Raw genomic sequence first — 16,269 nt, forward strand, 5'->3', positions numbered from 1 at the left:
ATCGCGCAGAATGAGGCAGCATGCGCTCGCTGCTTTCAACCTTTTCCTGGCAAGAGCTGCGCCACCATCCGTGGCGCAACGCGGCGGCGGTCGTCGCCGTGATGCTGGGCGTGGCGTTGGCTTTTTCGGTGCAGCTCATCAATGCCTCGGCGCTCGACGAGTTCTCCAGTGCGGTGCGTTCGGTCAACGGCCAGCCCGATCTTGAGCTGCGCGCCGCGCAAGGGAGCTTCGACGAGGCGGTGTTCGCTCAAGTGGCGCAGCATCCGCAAGTGACGCTGGCGAGCCCGGTGCTGGAAGTGCAGAGCCTGACGATCGCGGGCGAGCGCCGCTTGCCGCTGCGCGTGGTCGGCGTCGATGCGCTGGTGCTCCCTTCGATCGCGCCGGCGCTGATGCCTCGGCCCGCCGAGGGCGGCGACCGGCTGGCACTGCTGGCGCCGGGCCACGTGTTTCTCAACGCCGCCGCACGCAAGGCGCTGGGCGATTCCGCGACCACCATGCAGTTGCGCGTCGGCACGCAATGGCAAACGCTCAGCGTCGCCGGCCAGGTCGCGGCCGGCGGTGCCGGGCTCGCCGTGATGGACATCGGCGCGGCGCAGGACCTGTTCGAGCGTGGCGGCCGGCTCACGCGCATCGACCTGCGCCTCGCGCCAGGTGCCGATCGCGCGGCCTTCATCCAATCGCTGCGGCAATCGCCCGGCTGGCCGGCGGGCATCCAGATCGCCGAGCCGGGCGACGCTGCGCAGCGGGTGAGCAACCTGTCGCGAGCCTACCGGGTCAACCTGACGGTTCTCGCGCTGGTGGCCCTGTTCACGGGGGCCTTCCTGGTGTTCTCCGTGCTGGCTCTGAGCGTGGCCAAGCGCGCGCAGCAGTTCGCGCTGCTGGGCGTGCTTGGTGTCACCCCGCGCGAGCGGCTGCGGCTGGTGCTGGCCGAATCCATCGCACTCGGACTGATCGGCAGCATGGCTGGCATCGCGCTGGGCACTGCGCTGGCGCAGTTCGCGCTGCAGGTGCTGGGCGGCGATCTCGGCGGCGGCTACTTCGAAGGCGTGGCGCCGACCTTGCGATGGAGCACGGGCGCGGCAGTGCTTTATGGCGCGCTGGGCGTGCTCGCTGCAGGCGTCGGCGGCTGGTGGCCCGCCCGGGCGGCCCAAGCCCTGCCGGAAGCCCAGACGCTGAAAGGCCTGGGTGCCGCGCCCGCGCGCGGCAGCGCGCATGGCATTGCTCTGCTGTTGATCGCGGCCGGCGTGGCCCTGGCGATGGCGCCGGCGGTGTACGGCATCCCGATCGCGGCCTATCTCTCCGTCGGCTTCCTGCTGGTCGGCGGCATCGCGGCGCTGCCGTGGCTCATCGCCCTGCTGTATGACCGCCTCGCACCCCTGTTCGCGCGACGCGTGCTGCCGCTGCTGGCCATCGAGCGCGCGCGACGCATGCGGGGGACAGCGGCAGTGGCGGTCAGCGGCGTGGTCGCGAGCCTCAGCCTCGCCGTCGCGCTGACCGTCATGGTCGCGAGCTTTCGCGAGTCGGTCACGCGCTGGCTGGATGTGGTCTTGCCGGCCGATCTCTACGTGCGCAGCGCAGCCGGCGGAAGTTCGATCAGCGAGCAGGCGGCCTTCTCGCCGACCTTCGTGCAGTCCCTCGCGCACTTGCCGGGCGTTGTGCGCACCGGCACGCTGCGAACACGGGCCTTGCTGCTCGATCCTTCGCGGCCCTCCGTCACGCTGATTTCGCGCAGCCTCGAAGAAGATGCCGGTCGGTCGCTTCCCTTGCTGGGTGCGGCCTTGCCGGTGCCCGCGGGACAGGTCGGCATCTACGTGAGCGAGGCCATGGTCGAACTCTATGACGCGAAGCCGGGCACGGTCTTCGAGCCGCTGGCACGCGCCTGGGCCACGGGCGCGGCCGGCGAACGGGCGGTGCCACCGGTCTTCTTCGTTGCCGGCGTGTGGCGGGACTACATCCGCCAGTTCGGCGCGATCACCATGGACGCGCGGGACTTCGAGCGGCTCAGCGGCGAGCGCAACGTGAGCGACATCGCGCTCTGGCTCGCGCCGGGAACCCATGCCGGCACGGCCGAGCAGGCAGTGCGCGAGTTTGCGGCGCGCGAACTCGGCACGAGCGAACCCATTGAAATCGCCTCGGTGGGCCAGATCCGCGCGACCTCGCTGCGCATCTTCGACCGCAGCTTTGCCGTGACCTACTGGCTGCAGGCCGTCGCGATCGGCATTGGGCTGTTCGGCATCGCCGCCAGTTTCAGCGCGCAGGTGCTGGCGCGTCGCAAGGAGTTCGGGTTGCTCGCACACCTGGGCTTCACGCGCACACAGGTGCTCGCCATCGTCGCCGGTGAAGGCGCTGCATGGACCGCCATCGGCGCGGTCGCAGGGCTGGTGCTCGGGCTGGCGGTGTCGGTGGTGCTGGTGCACGTGGTCAACCCGCAAAGCTTCCACTGGACCATGGATCTGCTGGTGCCTTGGACGCGCCTCCTCGCGCTGTGCGCGGCCGTGCTGGCTGCCGGCACCATCACGGCTTGGCTGGCCGGCCGCGCGGCGGCGGGACACGATGCGGTGATGGCGGTAAAGGAAGACTGGTGAACTGAAGCCGGCTCAGGAAAGAGACTTCAGGAAGCGGCAGATTGCATCATTGACGATTTCCGGATGCGTCACGGGGCCCATATGACCGAGCGAATCGAACTCGACGACCTGGACGTCGGGCAATGTGCGCTTCAGCAACCTGGCGACGCCGAGGGAAGAGTCCGGCGACTTCTTCCCGGTCATGTAGAGCACTGGAACACGCATTGCGGCAAAGGCAGCGAGGGGAGTCGGTTCAGTCAGCAACGCACGTGCCCAGTTGCGGACGTTGACCATCGAGCCTTCTATCGGGCCTTTGCGAGCGTCGGGCGTGTGTTTCCAGGCGCCTGCGCCCATCCAGTAGTCGATGAAGCATCTGGCTGCCTCGGACGGATTGCCTTGGTCGAGCGCGGCGCCGGCGCCCGCCACGGCCGAGCGAATGCCATCGGCCGCATTGGGCGGTGGCGTCTCGGCATCCAGCACTGCGAACAAGGTCGGCTCGTACAGCGCCAGGGCGCGCACGCGCTGCGGATGAACGATCGCTGCGACGAGCGCAATGGCAGCGCCATACGAATGGCCGACCAGCACCATGGGATCTCCGGCAAGCGCGAGAACGGGCTCGAGCAGCGCGACCTCGTCGCGGAGCGCAACCTTCCGGTCGGTCGGCCACGTGGGACTCTTGCCCGCTCCGAAAGAGTCGGCCGCTAGCACGTGAAACTGCGGTGCCAGGCGGTCCATGAGGCCGCGCCATTGGCTCGAACTGCTCGCGTTCGAATGCAGGCACACCACGCCGGGACCGGCGCCGGCTTCGCGAAAGAACGGGCTGAGGATCTGCATGTTCAATGCTCCAGGAACGGCGGTCCGTTGACCCTGTCTCACTTCGCAGCGAGCGTCGGATCGCCCAAGGTTCGATTGAGTTCGACAGCCTCTCGCGTCAGGCGCCGCACCGTGGCGGTATCGACGGCCATTCCTTCGTGCAACTCCAATGTGGCCATCTCGTACTTGCCTCCGGGTTTGAGACCCGGTTCGATGTCACGCAGGCGCTGCCCTCGCCAGAAGCCGAACAGGACACGGCTGTCCTCCGCGCGAATGAGCAGCACCGGCCCGTTCGCCAGATAGACGAGGTGGCGCCACTTCACGACCTCCTCCATCGTTGACGCGGAACGCACCGCGGCTCGCAACCCATCGACGCACTCGCGCCGCCAGCCATCGAGCGCCAGCACATAGGCGTCGGGACTTGAAGCGGGCGCGGTCTTTTGCATGGGGACTCTCCAGCGCCCGCATTCTTAATCGAATGGCCGAAAATGTGTGAATGAATGCGTCCTCGCAGGGTCTGTCACGTCGCGCTGTGTTGCTGTCCGCGCTCGCGGTGCCTGCGGCATGGGCATTGCCGCCGCGTGCCATGCAGTTTCCGCGCGATTTCGGCAGCCATCCGGACTTGCGCACCGAGTGGTGGTACATCACGGGGCATGCGAAATCCGGTGCGCGTGAATTCGGATTCCAGCTCACCTTCTTTCGCTCGCGCGTCGAAGCGACGCAGTCGATGCGATCCGCCTTCGCTGCTCGGCAGTTGATCTTTGCGCACGCGGCCATCACCGATCTCGAAGGCCGCAAGCTGTGGCACGACCAGCGCATCGCACGCGCGGGCTTCGGCGTGGCCTATGCCTCCGAAACCGACACCGACGTCCGCTTGCGTGACTGGACGCTCCGGCGCGACGCCAATGGCTATGTGGCACGCCTTCCCGCCAACGGCTTTGCGATCGACTTGCGCTTCAACCCTACCCAGCCGGTGATGCTGCAAGGCAGCGCGGGCCTCTCGCGCAAGGGCCCGGACGCCGAGCAGGCCAGCTACTACTACAGCGAGCCACAGCTCGCGGCGAAGGGCAGCCTGAGCCTGCAAGGCAGGCGCTTCGATGTGCAGGGCACCGCATGGCTTGATCGCGAATGGAGCGAGGCCTACCTGCACCCGGACGCGGCAGGCTGGGACTGGATCGGCATGAATCTCTTCGATGGCGGCGCGTTGATGGCTTTCCGCATCCGGGGCCGTGACGGCTCGGCGATCTGGGCGGGCGGCTCGCTGCGCACCGCCGACGGGCACCAGCGGGTGTTCGGCCCGGACGAACTGCACTTCGATGCAGAGGGTACCTGGACGAGCCCACGCACGAGAGCGGTCTACCCGACAAGGTGGCGAATCCAGACGCCTGCCGGCGCCTTCGCGGTACGCGCCCTGCTGGACGATCAGGAGCTTGACGGCCATGGCTCGACCGGCACCGTGTACTGGGAAGGCCTGAGCGACTTGCTGGATGCGAGCGGAAAATCCGTTGGCCGCGGCTACCTCGAACTCACGGGTTACGCGCAGCCGCTGCGGCTCTGAACACCTTCGAGCTGGCGCTCAGCCCTTGGCTGCCCCACGCCGACGATCGATGAAGGCAATGATCTCGCCCATGATCCCGCGCCGGAAGGCGAGAACGCAGATCACGAAGATCAGGCCCGTGACCATGGTGACCGATTCGCCCAGCGTGTTGAACCAGTCGATGGTCGTGATGCGGGCCAGCAAGTGGCCGAACTCGCCGATCTTGTTCTCGAGCAGCACCACCACGGCCGAGCCGACCAGCGGACCCGAGAGCGTGCCCAGGCCGCCGACCAGCGTCATCAGGATGACCTGTCCCGAAGCGCTCCAGTGCACGTCAGACAGCGTGGCAAAGCCCAGCACCAGCGTCTTGAGCGAACCCGCGAGGCCCGACAGCGCCGCCGAGATCACGAAGGCCAGCAGCTTGAAGCGGCTTACGTCGTAGCCCAGCGAGAGTGCACGCGGCTCGTTTTCCTTGATGCCCTTCAGCACCTGCCCGAAGGGCGAGTGGATGGTGCGCACGATCAGCAGGAACGCGGCGACGACGATCACGAGCGTGACGTAGTACATGGTGAGGTCGTTCTGCAGATCGAGCACGCCGAAGAGCTTGCCGCGCGGCACACCCTGCAGACCGTCCTCGCCGCCGGTGAACTTCGCCTGCAATGCGACGAAGAACACCATCTGCGCGAGCGCCAGCGTGATCATCGCGAAGTAGATGCCTTGCCGGCGAATCGCCAGCACGCCGAAGAGCCAGCCCAGCAGCGCGCCTGTGATCGTGCCGGCGATGAGCCCCAGTTCAGGCGTCAGGCCCCACACCTTCATCGCATGGCCCGCCACGTAGGCGGAACCGCCGAGGAAAGCCGCGTGGCCGAAGGACAGCAGCCCCGTATAGCCCAGCAGCAGATTGAAAGCCGATGCAAAGAGCGCGAAGCACATGAGCTTCATCACGAACACGGGGTAGGCGCCGGCGAACGGCGCGGCGACCAGTGCGACGAGCAGCAGCAGATAAATGACAGTGGAAAGCTTTTTCATGCAGCTGTCGTCTTATTTTTCTTTGCCGAACAGGCCGGCGGGGCGAATGAGCAGCACGATGACCATGATCACGAACACCACGGTGGAGGAAGCCTCCGGATAGAAGACCTTGGTCAGCCCCTCGATCACGCCGAGCCCGAGCCCGGTGAGGATGGCGCCCATGATCGAGCCCATGCCACCGATCACGACCACGGCGAACACCACGATGATGAGGTTCTGCCCCATCAGCGGCGACACCTGGATCACCGGCGCTGCAAGCACGCCGGCAAAGGCTGCGAGCGCGACGCCGAAGCCATAGGTGAGCGTGATCATCAACGGCACGTTGACGCCGAAGGCCTCCACCAGCCGCGGGTTCTCCGTGCCGGCGCGCAGGTAGGCGCCAAGTCGCGTCTTCTCGATGACGAACCAGGTCGCGAAGCACACGACGAGCGACGCGACGACCACCCAGGCCCGGTAGTTGGGCAGGATCATGAAGCCGAGATCGGTAGCGCTCGCAAGCGCGTCCGGCGTGTCATAGGCAAGGCCCGAGACCCCATAGATGGAACGGAACACCCCCTCGATCAGCAGCGTCAGGCCGAGGGTGAGCAGCAAGCCATAGAGATGGTCCAGCTTGTAGATCCAGCGCAGCAGCAGCCGCTCGATGAGCACGCCGAAAAGCCCCACGATGACCGGCGCCACCACCAGCATCACCCAGTAGTTGACGTTGAAATAGTTCATCGCCATCCAGGTGAACACCGCCCCCAGCATGAACAGCGCGCCGTGCGCGAAGTTGATGACGTTGAGCAGCCCGAAGATCACCGCGAGCCCGAGGCTCAGAATGGCGTAGAACGACCCGTTGACCAGCCCCAACAGGAGCTGGCTCAACAAGGCAGGGAGAGAGATGTTCATAGACGTCTTAACAACCGGGAGCGGCCCTCTTCACCAGGGGCCGCCGCGCCCGGCCGCCCGTAGCGGCCGGCCCGCCCCCGGCAGGGAGTAGGCGCAGCGACACGCAGAGCGCGAAGCCTGGAGGCGAGCTTTACTTCCAAACGGCGCATTTGCTCTCGGCTTTGGTCGTGAAAACTTGCTCGCCGGGCAGCTTGGCGACCACCTTGTAGTAGTCCCACGGCTGCGTCGATTCGGCCGGCGACTTGACCTGCATCAGGTACATGTCGTGCACGAAGCGGCCGTCAGGACGGATGTTGCCCTTGGCGTAGAAGTCGTTGATCGGCATCTTCTTGAGCTCCACCATCACCTTGTCGGCGTCGGTGCTCTTGGCTGCCTGAACGGCCTTCAGGTAGGTCGTGGTGGCGGAATAGTCGGCGGCCTGGATGTCGGTGGGCATGCGCTTGGTCTTGTCGAAGAACCTCTTGCCGAAGGCGCGCGTCTGCTCGTTGAGGTTCCAGTCCCAGCTCGTGGTGAGCAGGAGGCCTTCGGTGTTCTTCAAGCCGAGGCTGTGGATGTCGGTGATGAACACGAGCAAGCCCGCCATCTTCATGCTCTTCGTGATGCCGAATTCCTTGGCAGCCTTGATCGCATTGATGGTGTCGCCGCCGGCGTTGGCCAAGCCGAGGATTTGCGCCTTGGAGTTCTGAGCCTGCAGCAGGAAGGACGAGAAGTCGGATGCATTGAGCGGATGCTTGACGCCGCCGACCACCGTGCCGCCCTTTTCCTTGACGACCTTGGCCGTGTCGCCTTCGAGCGCCGCGCCGAACGCATAGTCCGCCGTCAGGAAGAACCAGTTCTTGCCACCGTTCTCGACCACTGCGCCGCCCGTGCCCTTGGCCAAAGCCACGGTGTCGTAGGCGTAGTGAACGGTGTAGGGGCTGCATTGCTCGTTGGTGAGCGCCGAAGTGCCCGCGCCATTGACGATGAAGACGCGCTTTTTCTCCTGCGCGACCTTCGCCATGGCGAGGCCGGTGCCGGAATTGGTTCCGCCGAACAGCATCGTCAGGTTGTCGGTATCGATCCACTCGCGCGCCTTCGATGCCGCGATGTCGGCCTTGTTCTGGTGGTCGGCCGTGACGAGTTCGATCGGCAGGCCATTGACCTTGCCACCGAAGTCGTCGATGGCCATCTGGATCGCGGTCGCGCCGTTCTTGCCTTCGACGTCGGCGTAGAGGCTCGACATGTCGGTGATGAAACCGATCTTGACCTTCTCCTGGGCCTGCACGGCGCCGGTGGCAAACGCAACGGCAAGGGAAACGGCGGTGAGTGCAATGGTCTTTTTCATGTTCAGGGCAGGTTCAGGTTGGTTGATAGCAGAGATGCGGTTATTTCCAGAGGGCGCACTTGGAGTCGGCCTTCGCGGTGAAGACCTGCTCACCCGGCAGCTTGGCGTTCACCTTGAGGTAGTCCCAGGGCTGCTTGGATTCGGCGGGCGACTTCACCTCGACCAGGTACATGTCGTGCACCATGCGGCCATCGGGACGGATCTGGCCCTTGGCGTAGAAGTCGTCGATCTTCATGCTCTTGAGTTGCGCCATCACCTTGTCCGAATCGGTGGTCTTGGCTGCCTGCACGGCCTTCAGGTAGGTCGTGGTGGCGGAGTAGTCGGCCGCCTGGATGTCGGTCGGCATGCGCTTGGTCTTGTCGAAGAACCGCTTGGCGAACTTGCGCGTGTCGTCGTTTAGGTCCCAGTACCAGCTCGTGGTGTGCAGCAGGCCTTCGGTGTTCTTGAGGCCCAGGCTGTGCACGTCGCTCAGGAAGATCAGCAGGCCCGCGGTCTTCATGGTCTTGCCGATGCCGAACTCCTTCGATGCCTTGATCGAATTGATGGTGTCTCCGCCCGCATTGGCGAGGCCGAGGATCTGGGCCTTGGAGTTCTGCGCCTGCAACAGGAAGGACGAGAAATCCGAAGCGTTGAGCGGATGGCGCACCGCGCCGACCACCGTACCACCCTTCGCCTTGACCACGGCAGTGGTGTCGGCCTCGAGCGCATGGCCGAAGGCGTAGTCGGCGGTCAGGAAGAACCACGACTTGCCGCCCCGATCGACCACCGCGGCGCCTGTGCCCTTGGCGAGCGCGACGGTGTCATATGCGTAGTGCACCGTGTATGGGCTGCACTGCTCATTGGTGAGTGCCGAAGATGCAGCGCCGTTGTTGAAATACACGCGCTTCTTTTCCTGCGCCACCTTCGCGGTGGCCAGGGCCGTGCCCGAATTGGTGCCCCCGAAGACCATCGTCACGCCTTCGGTGTCGATCCATTCGCGCGCCTTCGAGGCGGCGATGTCGGCCTTGTTCTGGTGGTCGGCCGTGAGGAGCTCGATCGGCTGGCCCAGCACCTTGCCGCCGAAGTCGTCGATCGCCATTTGAATGGCGAGCGCGCCGTTCTTGCCTTCGAGGTCGGCGTACAGGCTGGACATATCGGTGACGAAGCCGATCTTCACCTTTTCCTGCGCATGCGCTGCGCCCGACGCGAGCGCCAGCGCTGCGACGGCCAGTGTCAAAGCGGTGAGCTGGTTCTTCATGGGGATCTCCAATCCAATCAAAGGGTTGAGAAATTCAAACGCCGAGCAGCTCGTTGAGCACCGGCATCTTGGCCTCGAGTTCGGCGGCGCTGAAGGCCTCGACCATGCGGCCGTGTTCCATCACGTAGAAGCGGTCGGCCAGTGGCGCGGCGAAGCGGAAGTTCTGCTCGACCATCACCACCGTGTAGCCCTTGCCGCGCAGCATCTGGATCATGCGGGCGAGCGCCTGCACGATCACCGGCGCCAGGCCCTCGGAGATCTCGTCAAGCAGCAGCAGGCGAGCGCCCGTGCGCAGGATGCGCGCGACCGCCAGCATCTGTTGCTCGCCACCCGACAGGCGCGTGCCCTGGCTGTTGCGCCGCTCCGCCAGGTTGGGAAACATCGCGTAGATCTCGTCCACCGACATGCCCTGCCCCGCGCCCTTCAATACCGGCGGCAGCAAGAGGTTCTCTTCGCACGACAAGCTCGCGAAGATGCCGCGCTCCTCGGGGCAGTAGCCGATGCCGTGGTGCGCGATGCGGTGCGTGGCCATGCCGATGGTCTCGGTGCCGTTGACCTTGATGCTGCCCTTTCGCGCGCCCGTGAGGCCGAGGATCGCGCGCATCGTCGTGGTGCGGCCAGCGCCGTTGCGGCCCAGCAGCGTGACCACTTCGCCGGGCTGCACGACCATGTCGACGCCATGCAGCACGTGCGACTCGCCGTACCAGGCTTGCAGTCCCTTGATTTCGAGTGCAGGGGTCGCCATCAGTGGGCCCCTTGCAGTTGGCCGTCGGTGGTGCCCATGTAGGCTTCCATGACCTGCGGATTCCTCGACACCTCGGCGTATGGCCCCTCGGCCAGGACGGCGCCGCGCTGGAGCACGGTGATCGTGTCGGCGATGGTCGACACCACGCTCATGTTGTGCTCCACCATGAGGATAGTGCGGCCGGCGGACACGCGCTTGATGAGCTCAGCCACGCGGTGCACGTCCTCGTGACCCATGCCCTGAGTGGGCTCGTCCAGCAGCATCAGCTCAGGCTCCATGGCGAGCGTGGTCGCGATTTCGAGCGCGCGCTTGCGTCCGTAGGGAAGATTGACCGTCAGTTCGTCCGCCAGGTCTTCGAGGCCGACCTCGGCCAGCAATGCACGCGCCCGATCGTTCAGCGGCGTGAGCGACTTCTCGCTCTTCCAGAAGTGATACGAAGTGCCGAGCGCACGCTGCAGACCCAAGCGCACGTTTTCGAGCAGGGTCAGGTGCGGGAACACCGCCGAAATCTGGAACGAACGGATGATGCCGCGCCGTGCGATCTGCGCCGGGCGTTCGCTGGTGATGTCCTGTCCATTGAACAAGATGGTGCCGGACGTCGGCTCGAGGAACTTCGTGAGCAGGTTGAAGCAGGTCGTCTTGCCAGCGCCATTCGGACCGATCAGCGCATGAATCGATCCTCGAACGACCGAGAGATTGACCTTGCTGACCGCGGTGAAACCCTTGAATTCCTTGGTGAGCTGGCGTGTTTCGAGAATGATGTCGCTCATCTCGCGCGGTCACCCGTGTGCTGGCAGGAAGAATCAGTCATGCAGTCCATCTGTGCGCGCCACCATGGCTGCGCGGACCGCATTGTTTGCGGGGCCACCAAAACTTGCCTACTGGGGCAAATGCCTAGCTGAGCTCGCCCCCAGGCTTGCGCACTTCGTGTCGCAGCGCCTCCCCCCTGCCGGGCGCAACACCGGTGGCCCGGCAGAGCCGGTTCCACGGTGTTTCACGAAGGGGCTTCGCTTCGCTTGCCGCAGATGTTCTGGGACGTATCTGTTGCCCCCGCACTACGCGTGGGCTGCTGCGGAACCGGCTCCGCCGGGCCGCAAGCAGCGCCCCCTGCAAGGGGGTGGGCGGCCACACGAAGTGGGCAAGCCTGGGGGTGTGCCTAGCTAGTGCGCTCCGGCCGCAGCGTCGGCGGCGCCGGGGCCGCGGGTGGGCTTGGCCAGCCAGACCAGCGGGATCAGCAGGAGGAACAGGATCGCCGAGCCGTAGAACAGGTCATTCGATGCGAGCATGAACGCTTGCTGGTCAACGAAGCGATTGAGCTGACCGAGCACCTGCTCGGGGCTGAAACCGCTGCCGCCCAGGCCGGCGATGGCGCTGCTTGCCGCCCCGCTGCCCTGGGTGACCGATTCGACCAGTTGCGCATGGTGCAGGGCCGCCCGGTTCTCCCACAGGGTGGTCGCGGTCGAGGTGCCGATGGCGCCTGCAGTGATGCGCAGGAAGTTGGACAGGCCCGACGCGGCCGGAATCCGGTCGGGCGAGAGGCCCGACAAAGTGATCGTCACCAGCGGGATGAAGAAGAACGCCATCGCGACGCCCTGGATGATCGTCGGGATCATGATGGTCCAGAAGTCGGCCTGCGTATTGAAGTTCGACCGCATCCATAGCACCAGCGCGAACACGAGGAACGAGAAGGTGGCATAGCGGCGCGGATCGATCTTGGCCACCGTCAGGCCGACAATCGGCGAGAAGAAGATCGCCAGCAAGCCCACGGGCGCCATGATCATCCCGGCCTGCGTGGCCGTATAGCCCATGAACTGCTGCAGCCACAGCGGCAGGATCACCACGTTGCCGAAGAAGAGACCGTAGGCCACCGCCGTCGCGAACGCACCCGACCAAAAATTGCGCCGCTTGAACAGCGACAGGTCGACCACCGGGTGCTTGTCGGTGAGTTCCCAGACCAGGAAGAACGCGAAGCCGACACCTGCCACAACAGCGAGCGTGACGATTTCGGCGGAGTGGAACCAGTCGAGCTCCTTGCCCTTGTCGAGCATGAGCTGCAGCGAGCCGACCCACAGCACGAGCAGCGCGAGTCCGATGCCGTCGATCGGCACCTTGCGCGTGCCGCTTTCGCGCTTGCGGTAGATGCCCCACGTGATGCCTGCGGCGAGCAGGCCGACCGGGATGTTGATGTAGAAGATCCAGGGCCACGAGATGTTGTCGGTGATCCAGCCACCGAGCAACGGTCCCATGACGGGCGCCACCAGCGTGGTCATCGACCACATCGCCATCGCGAGGCCGGCTTTCGCGCGCGGATAGCTCGACAGCAGCAGCGTCTGCGACAGCGGAATCATCGGACCGGCAACGAAGCCCTGCAGCGCGCGAAACGCGATGAGCATCGTCATGTTGGGCGCCAGGCCGCAAAGCCACGAACTGATGATGAACAGCAGAACGCTGGTCATGAACAGGCGCACTTGGCCGAAGCGCTGTGTCAGCCACCCGGTGAGCGGCACCGCAATGGCGTTGGCCACCGCGAAACTGGTGATGACCCACGTGCCCTGGGTCGAGCTGACGCCGAGGTCACCGGCAATGGCCGGCAGCGAGACGTTGGCGATCGACGTGTCGAGCACGTTCATGAAGGTCGCGGCTGACAGCGCGACCGTCCCCCACACGCGGGCTGAGCCTTCGAGCGGTGGGAGCGGCTGGGAAACCGGGGCGTTCGACATCGCGCGGGCCCGACCGATCAGCCGGGTTGGGCCTGCGAAGCGGCCGGCGCACCGTGATGGTTCGGGCTCGTCGCGGCGGGAGCCTTGCGCGTCATTTCGCGGCCCAGGTTCGCGGCGATGATGCGTTCGACTTCGGCGTCGGCGCCGTGGTCGAGCTTGCTGTAGACCTGCGTCTGCACCAGCGCGCTGTCACGCGGTGCGTCGGCGAGCATCTTGCCGCCCTTCTGGCTCACATCGATCTCCGCGTCCATCGAAAGACCCACGCGAAGCGGATTGGCCTTGAGCTGCACGGGGTCGAGCGCGATGCGCACGGGGACGCGCTGCACCACCTTGATCCAGTTGCCGGTCGCGTTCTGGGCGGGCAGCAGCGCAAACGCTGCACCGGTGCCGACGCCCAGCCCGGCGACGCGCCCGTCGTACTCCACCTTCTTGCCGTACAGGTCGGCCGTGAGCTTCACGGGCTGATCGATACGGATGTTGCGCAACTGCACTTCCTTGAAGTTGGCGTCGACCCACAGCTGGTTGAGCGGGACGATCGACATCATCGTCGTGCCCGCGGCCACGCGCTGGCCGAGTTGCACGGTGCGCTTGGCGACATAGCCTTCGACCGGCGCCGGCATGGCGACGCGCTGCGTGGCGAGGTAGGCCTCGCGGACTTTGGCGGCAGCGGCCTGCACGCTCGGATGCTGCTCGACGCTCGTGCCTTCGGTCAGCGACTGGTTGCTGGTGAGCTGTTCGCGCGCGGCGAGTGCATTGGCCTGCGCGGCCGCAAGGGCGCTCTTGGCGTTGGCCAGCGCCGTCTCGGAGTGATTGAGTTCTTCCTTCGACACCGCGCCGTTGCCGGAGAGCGCCTGGCGGCGCTTCAGGTCGTCCTGCGCGCGGGCGATGTCGCTCTGCGCCCTGACGATGTCCGCTTGACGCAGCGACACCTGTGCCGCCAGTGAGGCGTTGTTGACGTACAGGGTGCGAACCTGGCGCACGGCCTGCGCGAGCGCGGCCTCGGCCTGGTCGAGCGCCACCTTGGCGTCGGACGGATCGAGCTGCACCAGCGGCTGACCGGCCTTCACCAGGTCGGTGTCGTCCGCCATGATCGCCATCACCGTGCCGCCGATCTGCGGGTTGATCTGGATCACGTTGCCTTGCACGTAGGCGTTGTCGGTCGATTCATAGTGGCTGGCGACCAGCCATTCGTACACGCCCCAGCCGGCACCGGCGACGACGACGATCGATGCGAGGGCGGTCAGCGCGCGACGTCGCGTGTTATTGGAAGCCGGCGCCTCGGCAGCGGGTGCAGCGGGTTGGGCGGCGTTGTTATTTTCCATGGCAATGTCTTTCGAATTCAGAGCGATGTTCAGGGGTGTTGGGGCGCGGATGCAGCAGCGGCGGTCTTGTCGCCGTCAGGTTGCCAGCCGCCGCCCAGCGCGCGTGCGAGGGCGACCTGGCTGTCCAGCGCGCGTGCGGCGAGATCTACGCCCTCGCGGCGCTGCAGCAGCACAGTGGTCTCGGCCGACAACACGTCGAGGAAGTTGCCCAGGCCCGCGCTGTAGCGCTGGACGGCGATCTGGTAGGCAGCTTCCGCGGCGTCCTGCGCTTCGCGCTGCTGGACCTGCTGGCGCGCGATCGATTGCACACTCGTGACCTGGTCGGCCACATCGCGCACGGCGTCGAGCACGGTGGTGTTGTAGCTCTCGATCGCAGCGTCGAGATCGGCCGCCTTGCCACGCAGATTGGCGCGCAGCCTCCCGCCCTCGAAAATGGGCAATCGAATGGCAGGACCGACGCCCCACTGCTGGCTGCCCGACTTGAGCAGGTTGTCGATACCTATGCTGGAAAAACCGGCAAAGGCGACGAGGTTGATGTTGGGATAGAACTGGGTCTTGGCGTTGGCGACGTCGCTGGTCGCCGCTTCGACGCGCCAGCGGGCGGCGGCGATGTCGGCGCGGCGGCCCAGCAGGTCGGCGGGGATCGTCGGCTGCAGTGCCATCGTCTTGAGGCCGTCGAGCGCCGGTGGAATCAGCGCCTGAGTTGCACCCGGCTTTGCCACCAGTGCGTCCAGCGCATGTTGCGCGATCTCGATCTGCTCGCGGAACGACTCGATCTGCTGGCGCGCCTGGGGAATGGCGCCTTCGCTCTGCTTTGACTGCAGTTGCGTATCGAGGCCGGCGGAGACGCGGTCGCGCACCAGCTTGAAGACTTCTTCCCGCTGCGCCAGCGTGCGTTCGGCGACTGCGAGCTGATCGTGCAAGCGGGCCCACTGCACGTAGCTCCGGGCGACGTTGCTGGCCAACAGGATGCGAGCCGCATCGGCTTCGGCGGCGGCAGCGTTTGCAGAGCCGATGGCGGCTTCGATCGCGGTGCGGTTCTTGCCGAAGAAGTCGAGCTCCCAGCTGCCGTTCAGCTGAAGGGCACCCGTTTCCTGGATAGACCCGCCCAGCGGCGCCGGATAGATGTAGTTGCCGCTGAACTTCTGGCGCGTCAGGTCGAGCGAGCCATTGATCTGGGGCTTGTCCGCAGCCTCGGTGGCCGAGACTGAGGCCTGCGCGCGTACAAGACGAGCGCGCGCGACTTGCAGACTGGGATTGCCTTCGATCGCCTGGGCGATGAGCGAATCGAGTTGCGCATTGCCGAACGCGAGCCACCACTGGCTATCGATCGCCGGGGCAGCGGCGCTGACGGCAGGCACTGCCGATGTGGCGGCCGCGGCCGTGAGGCCGAGCGACTCCGCGTCGCGAAGCTTCGCGTGCGAAGCGATATTGCCCATGTCGGCACAGCCGGCAAGGACCAGGGCGAGCGCCGCGGCTGCCGCTGCAGTCGCATGGCGCACGGCGCCTTCAGGAAGAAGCTGAGTCATCTTTCTCTCCACGGGCCGACAGGGCCTGTGCGTTATCAAGGATGCGGCGCAGATAGCTCTTGAGCTGTTGCCACTCTTCGTTCGTGAATCCGGCGAGGTGCTCGTTTTGCACACGGCTGAGCACGTGAGGTACTTCTTCGGCGGCCGCGCGGCCTTCATCGGTGAGCTCGATATTGACCACGCGCCGATCGGCCACGGAGCGCACCCGGCGGCACAAGCCCTTGGCTTCCAGGCGATCGAGAAGGCGAGTCATGGCGCCGGTATCGAGCTGGCATTCGCGCGCCAATTCGGCGACGGTGGTGGCCTGACCGATATGCAGCTTGTGCAGCGGAACCCACTGCGGATAGGTCGGGCTGCCGGGCTCGCACATGTGAATTTCGACGGATTGGCCGACCGCCGTCAGGATGCGGCGCATCATGTAACCAATGCTTTCCTCCGCGCGATAGTTCTCGGCCTTGTAGAAAGCCCTGACCTCAGGCAGCTTGCCTGGCGAAGGAGCCGGTGGGCCGGTTCCGGAAGTCTTTGGATCGGACATGACGCAATAATAGTTGCCGCGACAAT

The 16,269-nt window shown here is 65.7% G+C and carries 14 protein-coding genes; 2 read left to right on the forward strand and 12 right to left on the reverse strand.

All coding sequences use genetic code 11. The features are described from left to right. Positions 1-20 precede the first annotated feature (20 nt). A complete protein-coding gene (locus QTI04_RS16855) occupies positions 21-2,585 on the forward strand; it encodes an FtsX-like permease family protein (RefSeq protein ID WP_286616647.1) in 2,565 nt (854 codons plus the stop codon). 12 nt (positions 2,586-2,597) lie between these two features. Here QTI04_RS16855 and QTI04_RS16860 read toward each other — a convergent pair whose 3' ends face one another. Both QTI04_RS16860 and QTI04_RS16865 read right to left on the reverse strand, forming a co-directional pair. Next, positions 2,598-3,398, reverse strand: coding sequence for an alpha/beta fold hydrolase (locus QTI04_RS16860; RefSeq protein ID WP_286616648.1), 801 nt, complete (start codon positions 3,396-3,398; stop codon positions 2,598-2,600). 38 nt (positions 3,399-3,436) lie between these two features. After that, complete coding sequence (locus QTI04_RS16865; protein WP_286616649.1) at positions 3,437-3,823, reverse strand: DUF1801 domain-containing protein; 387 nt, start codon at positions 3,821-3,823, stop codon at positions 3,437-3,439. 50 nt (positions 3,824-3,873) lie between these two features. On the opposite strand from QTI04_RS16865, the gene QTI04_RS16870 reads away from it, so the two are divergent. Continuing rightward, complete coding sequence (locus tag QTI04_RS16870; RefSeq protein WP_286616650.1) at positions 3,874-4,935, forward strand: carotenoid 1,2-hydratase; 1,062 nt, start codon at positions 3,874-3,876, stop codon at positions 4,933-4,935. 18 nt (positions 4,936-4,953) lie between these two features. Here the strand turns inward: QTI04_RS16870 and QTI04_RS16875 are convergent, their stop codons facing one another. The 10 genes from QTI04_RS16875 to QTI04_RS16920 form a co-directional block, all read right to left on the reverse strand. After that, positions 4,954-5,943: a branched-chain amino acid ABC transporter permease gene (locus QTI04_RS16875; RefSeq protein ID WP_286599935.1), complete on the reverse strand. Its 990-nt coding sequence runs from the start codon at positions 5,941-5,943 to the stop codon at positions 4,954-4,956. 12 nt (positions 5,944-5,955) lie between these two features. Beyond that, positions 5,956-6,831, reverse strand: a complete 876-nt coding sequence (locus QTI04_RS16880) for a branched-chain amino acid ABC transporter permease (protein WP_286599934.1) — start codon at positions 6,829-6,831, stop codon at positions 5,956-5,958. A 130-nt stretch (positions 6,832-6,961) separates the two neighbouring features. Beyond that, complete coding sequence (locus QTI04_RS16885; protein ID WP_286616651.1) at positions 6,962-8,155, reverse strand: ABC transporter substrate-binding protein; 1,194 nt, start codon at positions 8,153-8,155, stop codon at positions 6,962-6,964. Positions 8,156-8,195: 40 nt separating this feature from the next. Further along, on the reverse strand, positions 8,196-9,392 hold the full coding sequence (locus QTI04_RS16890; RefSeq protein WP_286599932.1) for an ABC transporter substrate-binding protein: 1,197 nt from the start codon (positions 9,390-9,392) through the stop codon (positions 8,196-8,198). A 34-nt stretch (positions 9,393-9,426) separates the two neighbouring features. After that, positions 9,427-10,137: an ABC transporter ATP-binding protein gene (locus QTI04_RS16895; RefSeq protein WP_286616652.1), complete on the reverse strand. Its 711-nt coding sequence runs from the start codon at positions 10,135-10,137 to the stop codon at positions 9,427-9,429. Next, positions 10,137-10,907 (reverse strand): ABC transporter ATP-binding protein, encoded by a 771-nt coding sequence (locus tag QTI04_RS16900; RefSeq protein WP_286599930.1) that lies wholly within the window; start codon positions 10,905-10,907, stop codon positions 10,137-10,139. Before QTI04_RS16900 ends, QTI04_RS16895 begins: the two co-directional genes overlap by 1 nt. Positions 10,908-11,297: 390 nt before the next feature. After that, a complete protein-coding gene (locus tag QTI04_RS16905; protein WP_286599929.1) occupies positions 11,298-12,857 on the reverse strand; it encodes a DHA2 family efflux MFS transporter permease subunit in 1,560 nt (519 codons plus the stop codon). A gap of 17 nt (positions 12,858-12,874) precedes the next feature. Continuing rightward, positions 12,875-14,179, reverse strand: a complete 1,305-nt coding sequence (locus QTI04_RS16910) for an efflux RND transporter periplasmic adaptor subunit (RefSeq protein ID WP_286616653.1) — start codon at positions 14,177-14,179, stop codon at positions 12,875-12,877. Positions 14,180-14,208: 29 nt separating this feature from the next. After that, on the reverse strand, positions 14,209-15,708 hold the full coding sequence (locus QTI04_RS16915; protein WP_286616654.1) for an efflux transporter outer membrane subunit: 1,500 nt from the start codon (positions 15,706-15,708) through the stop codon (positions 14,209-14,211). Further along, positions 15,689-16,243, reverse strand: a complete 555-nt coding sequence (locus QTI04_RS16920; RefSeq protein WP_286616655.1) for a MarR family winged helix-turn-helix transcriptional regulator — start codon at positions 16,241-16,243, stop codon at positions 15,689-15,691. Before QTI04_RS16920 ends, QTI04_RS16915 begins: the two co-directional genes overlap by 20 nt. Between the last annotated feature and the right edge of the window lie 26 nt (positions 16,244-16,269).

The sequence above is a fragment of the Variovorax sp. J22R115 genome (assembly GCF_030317005.1).
In the GTDB taxonomy this organism is placed as follows: domain Bacteria; phylum Pseudomonadota; class Gammaproteobacteria; order Burkholderiales; family Burkholderiaceae_C; genus Variovorax.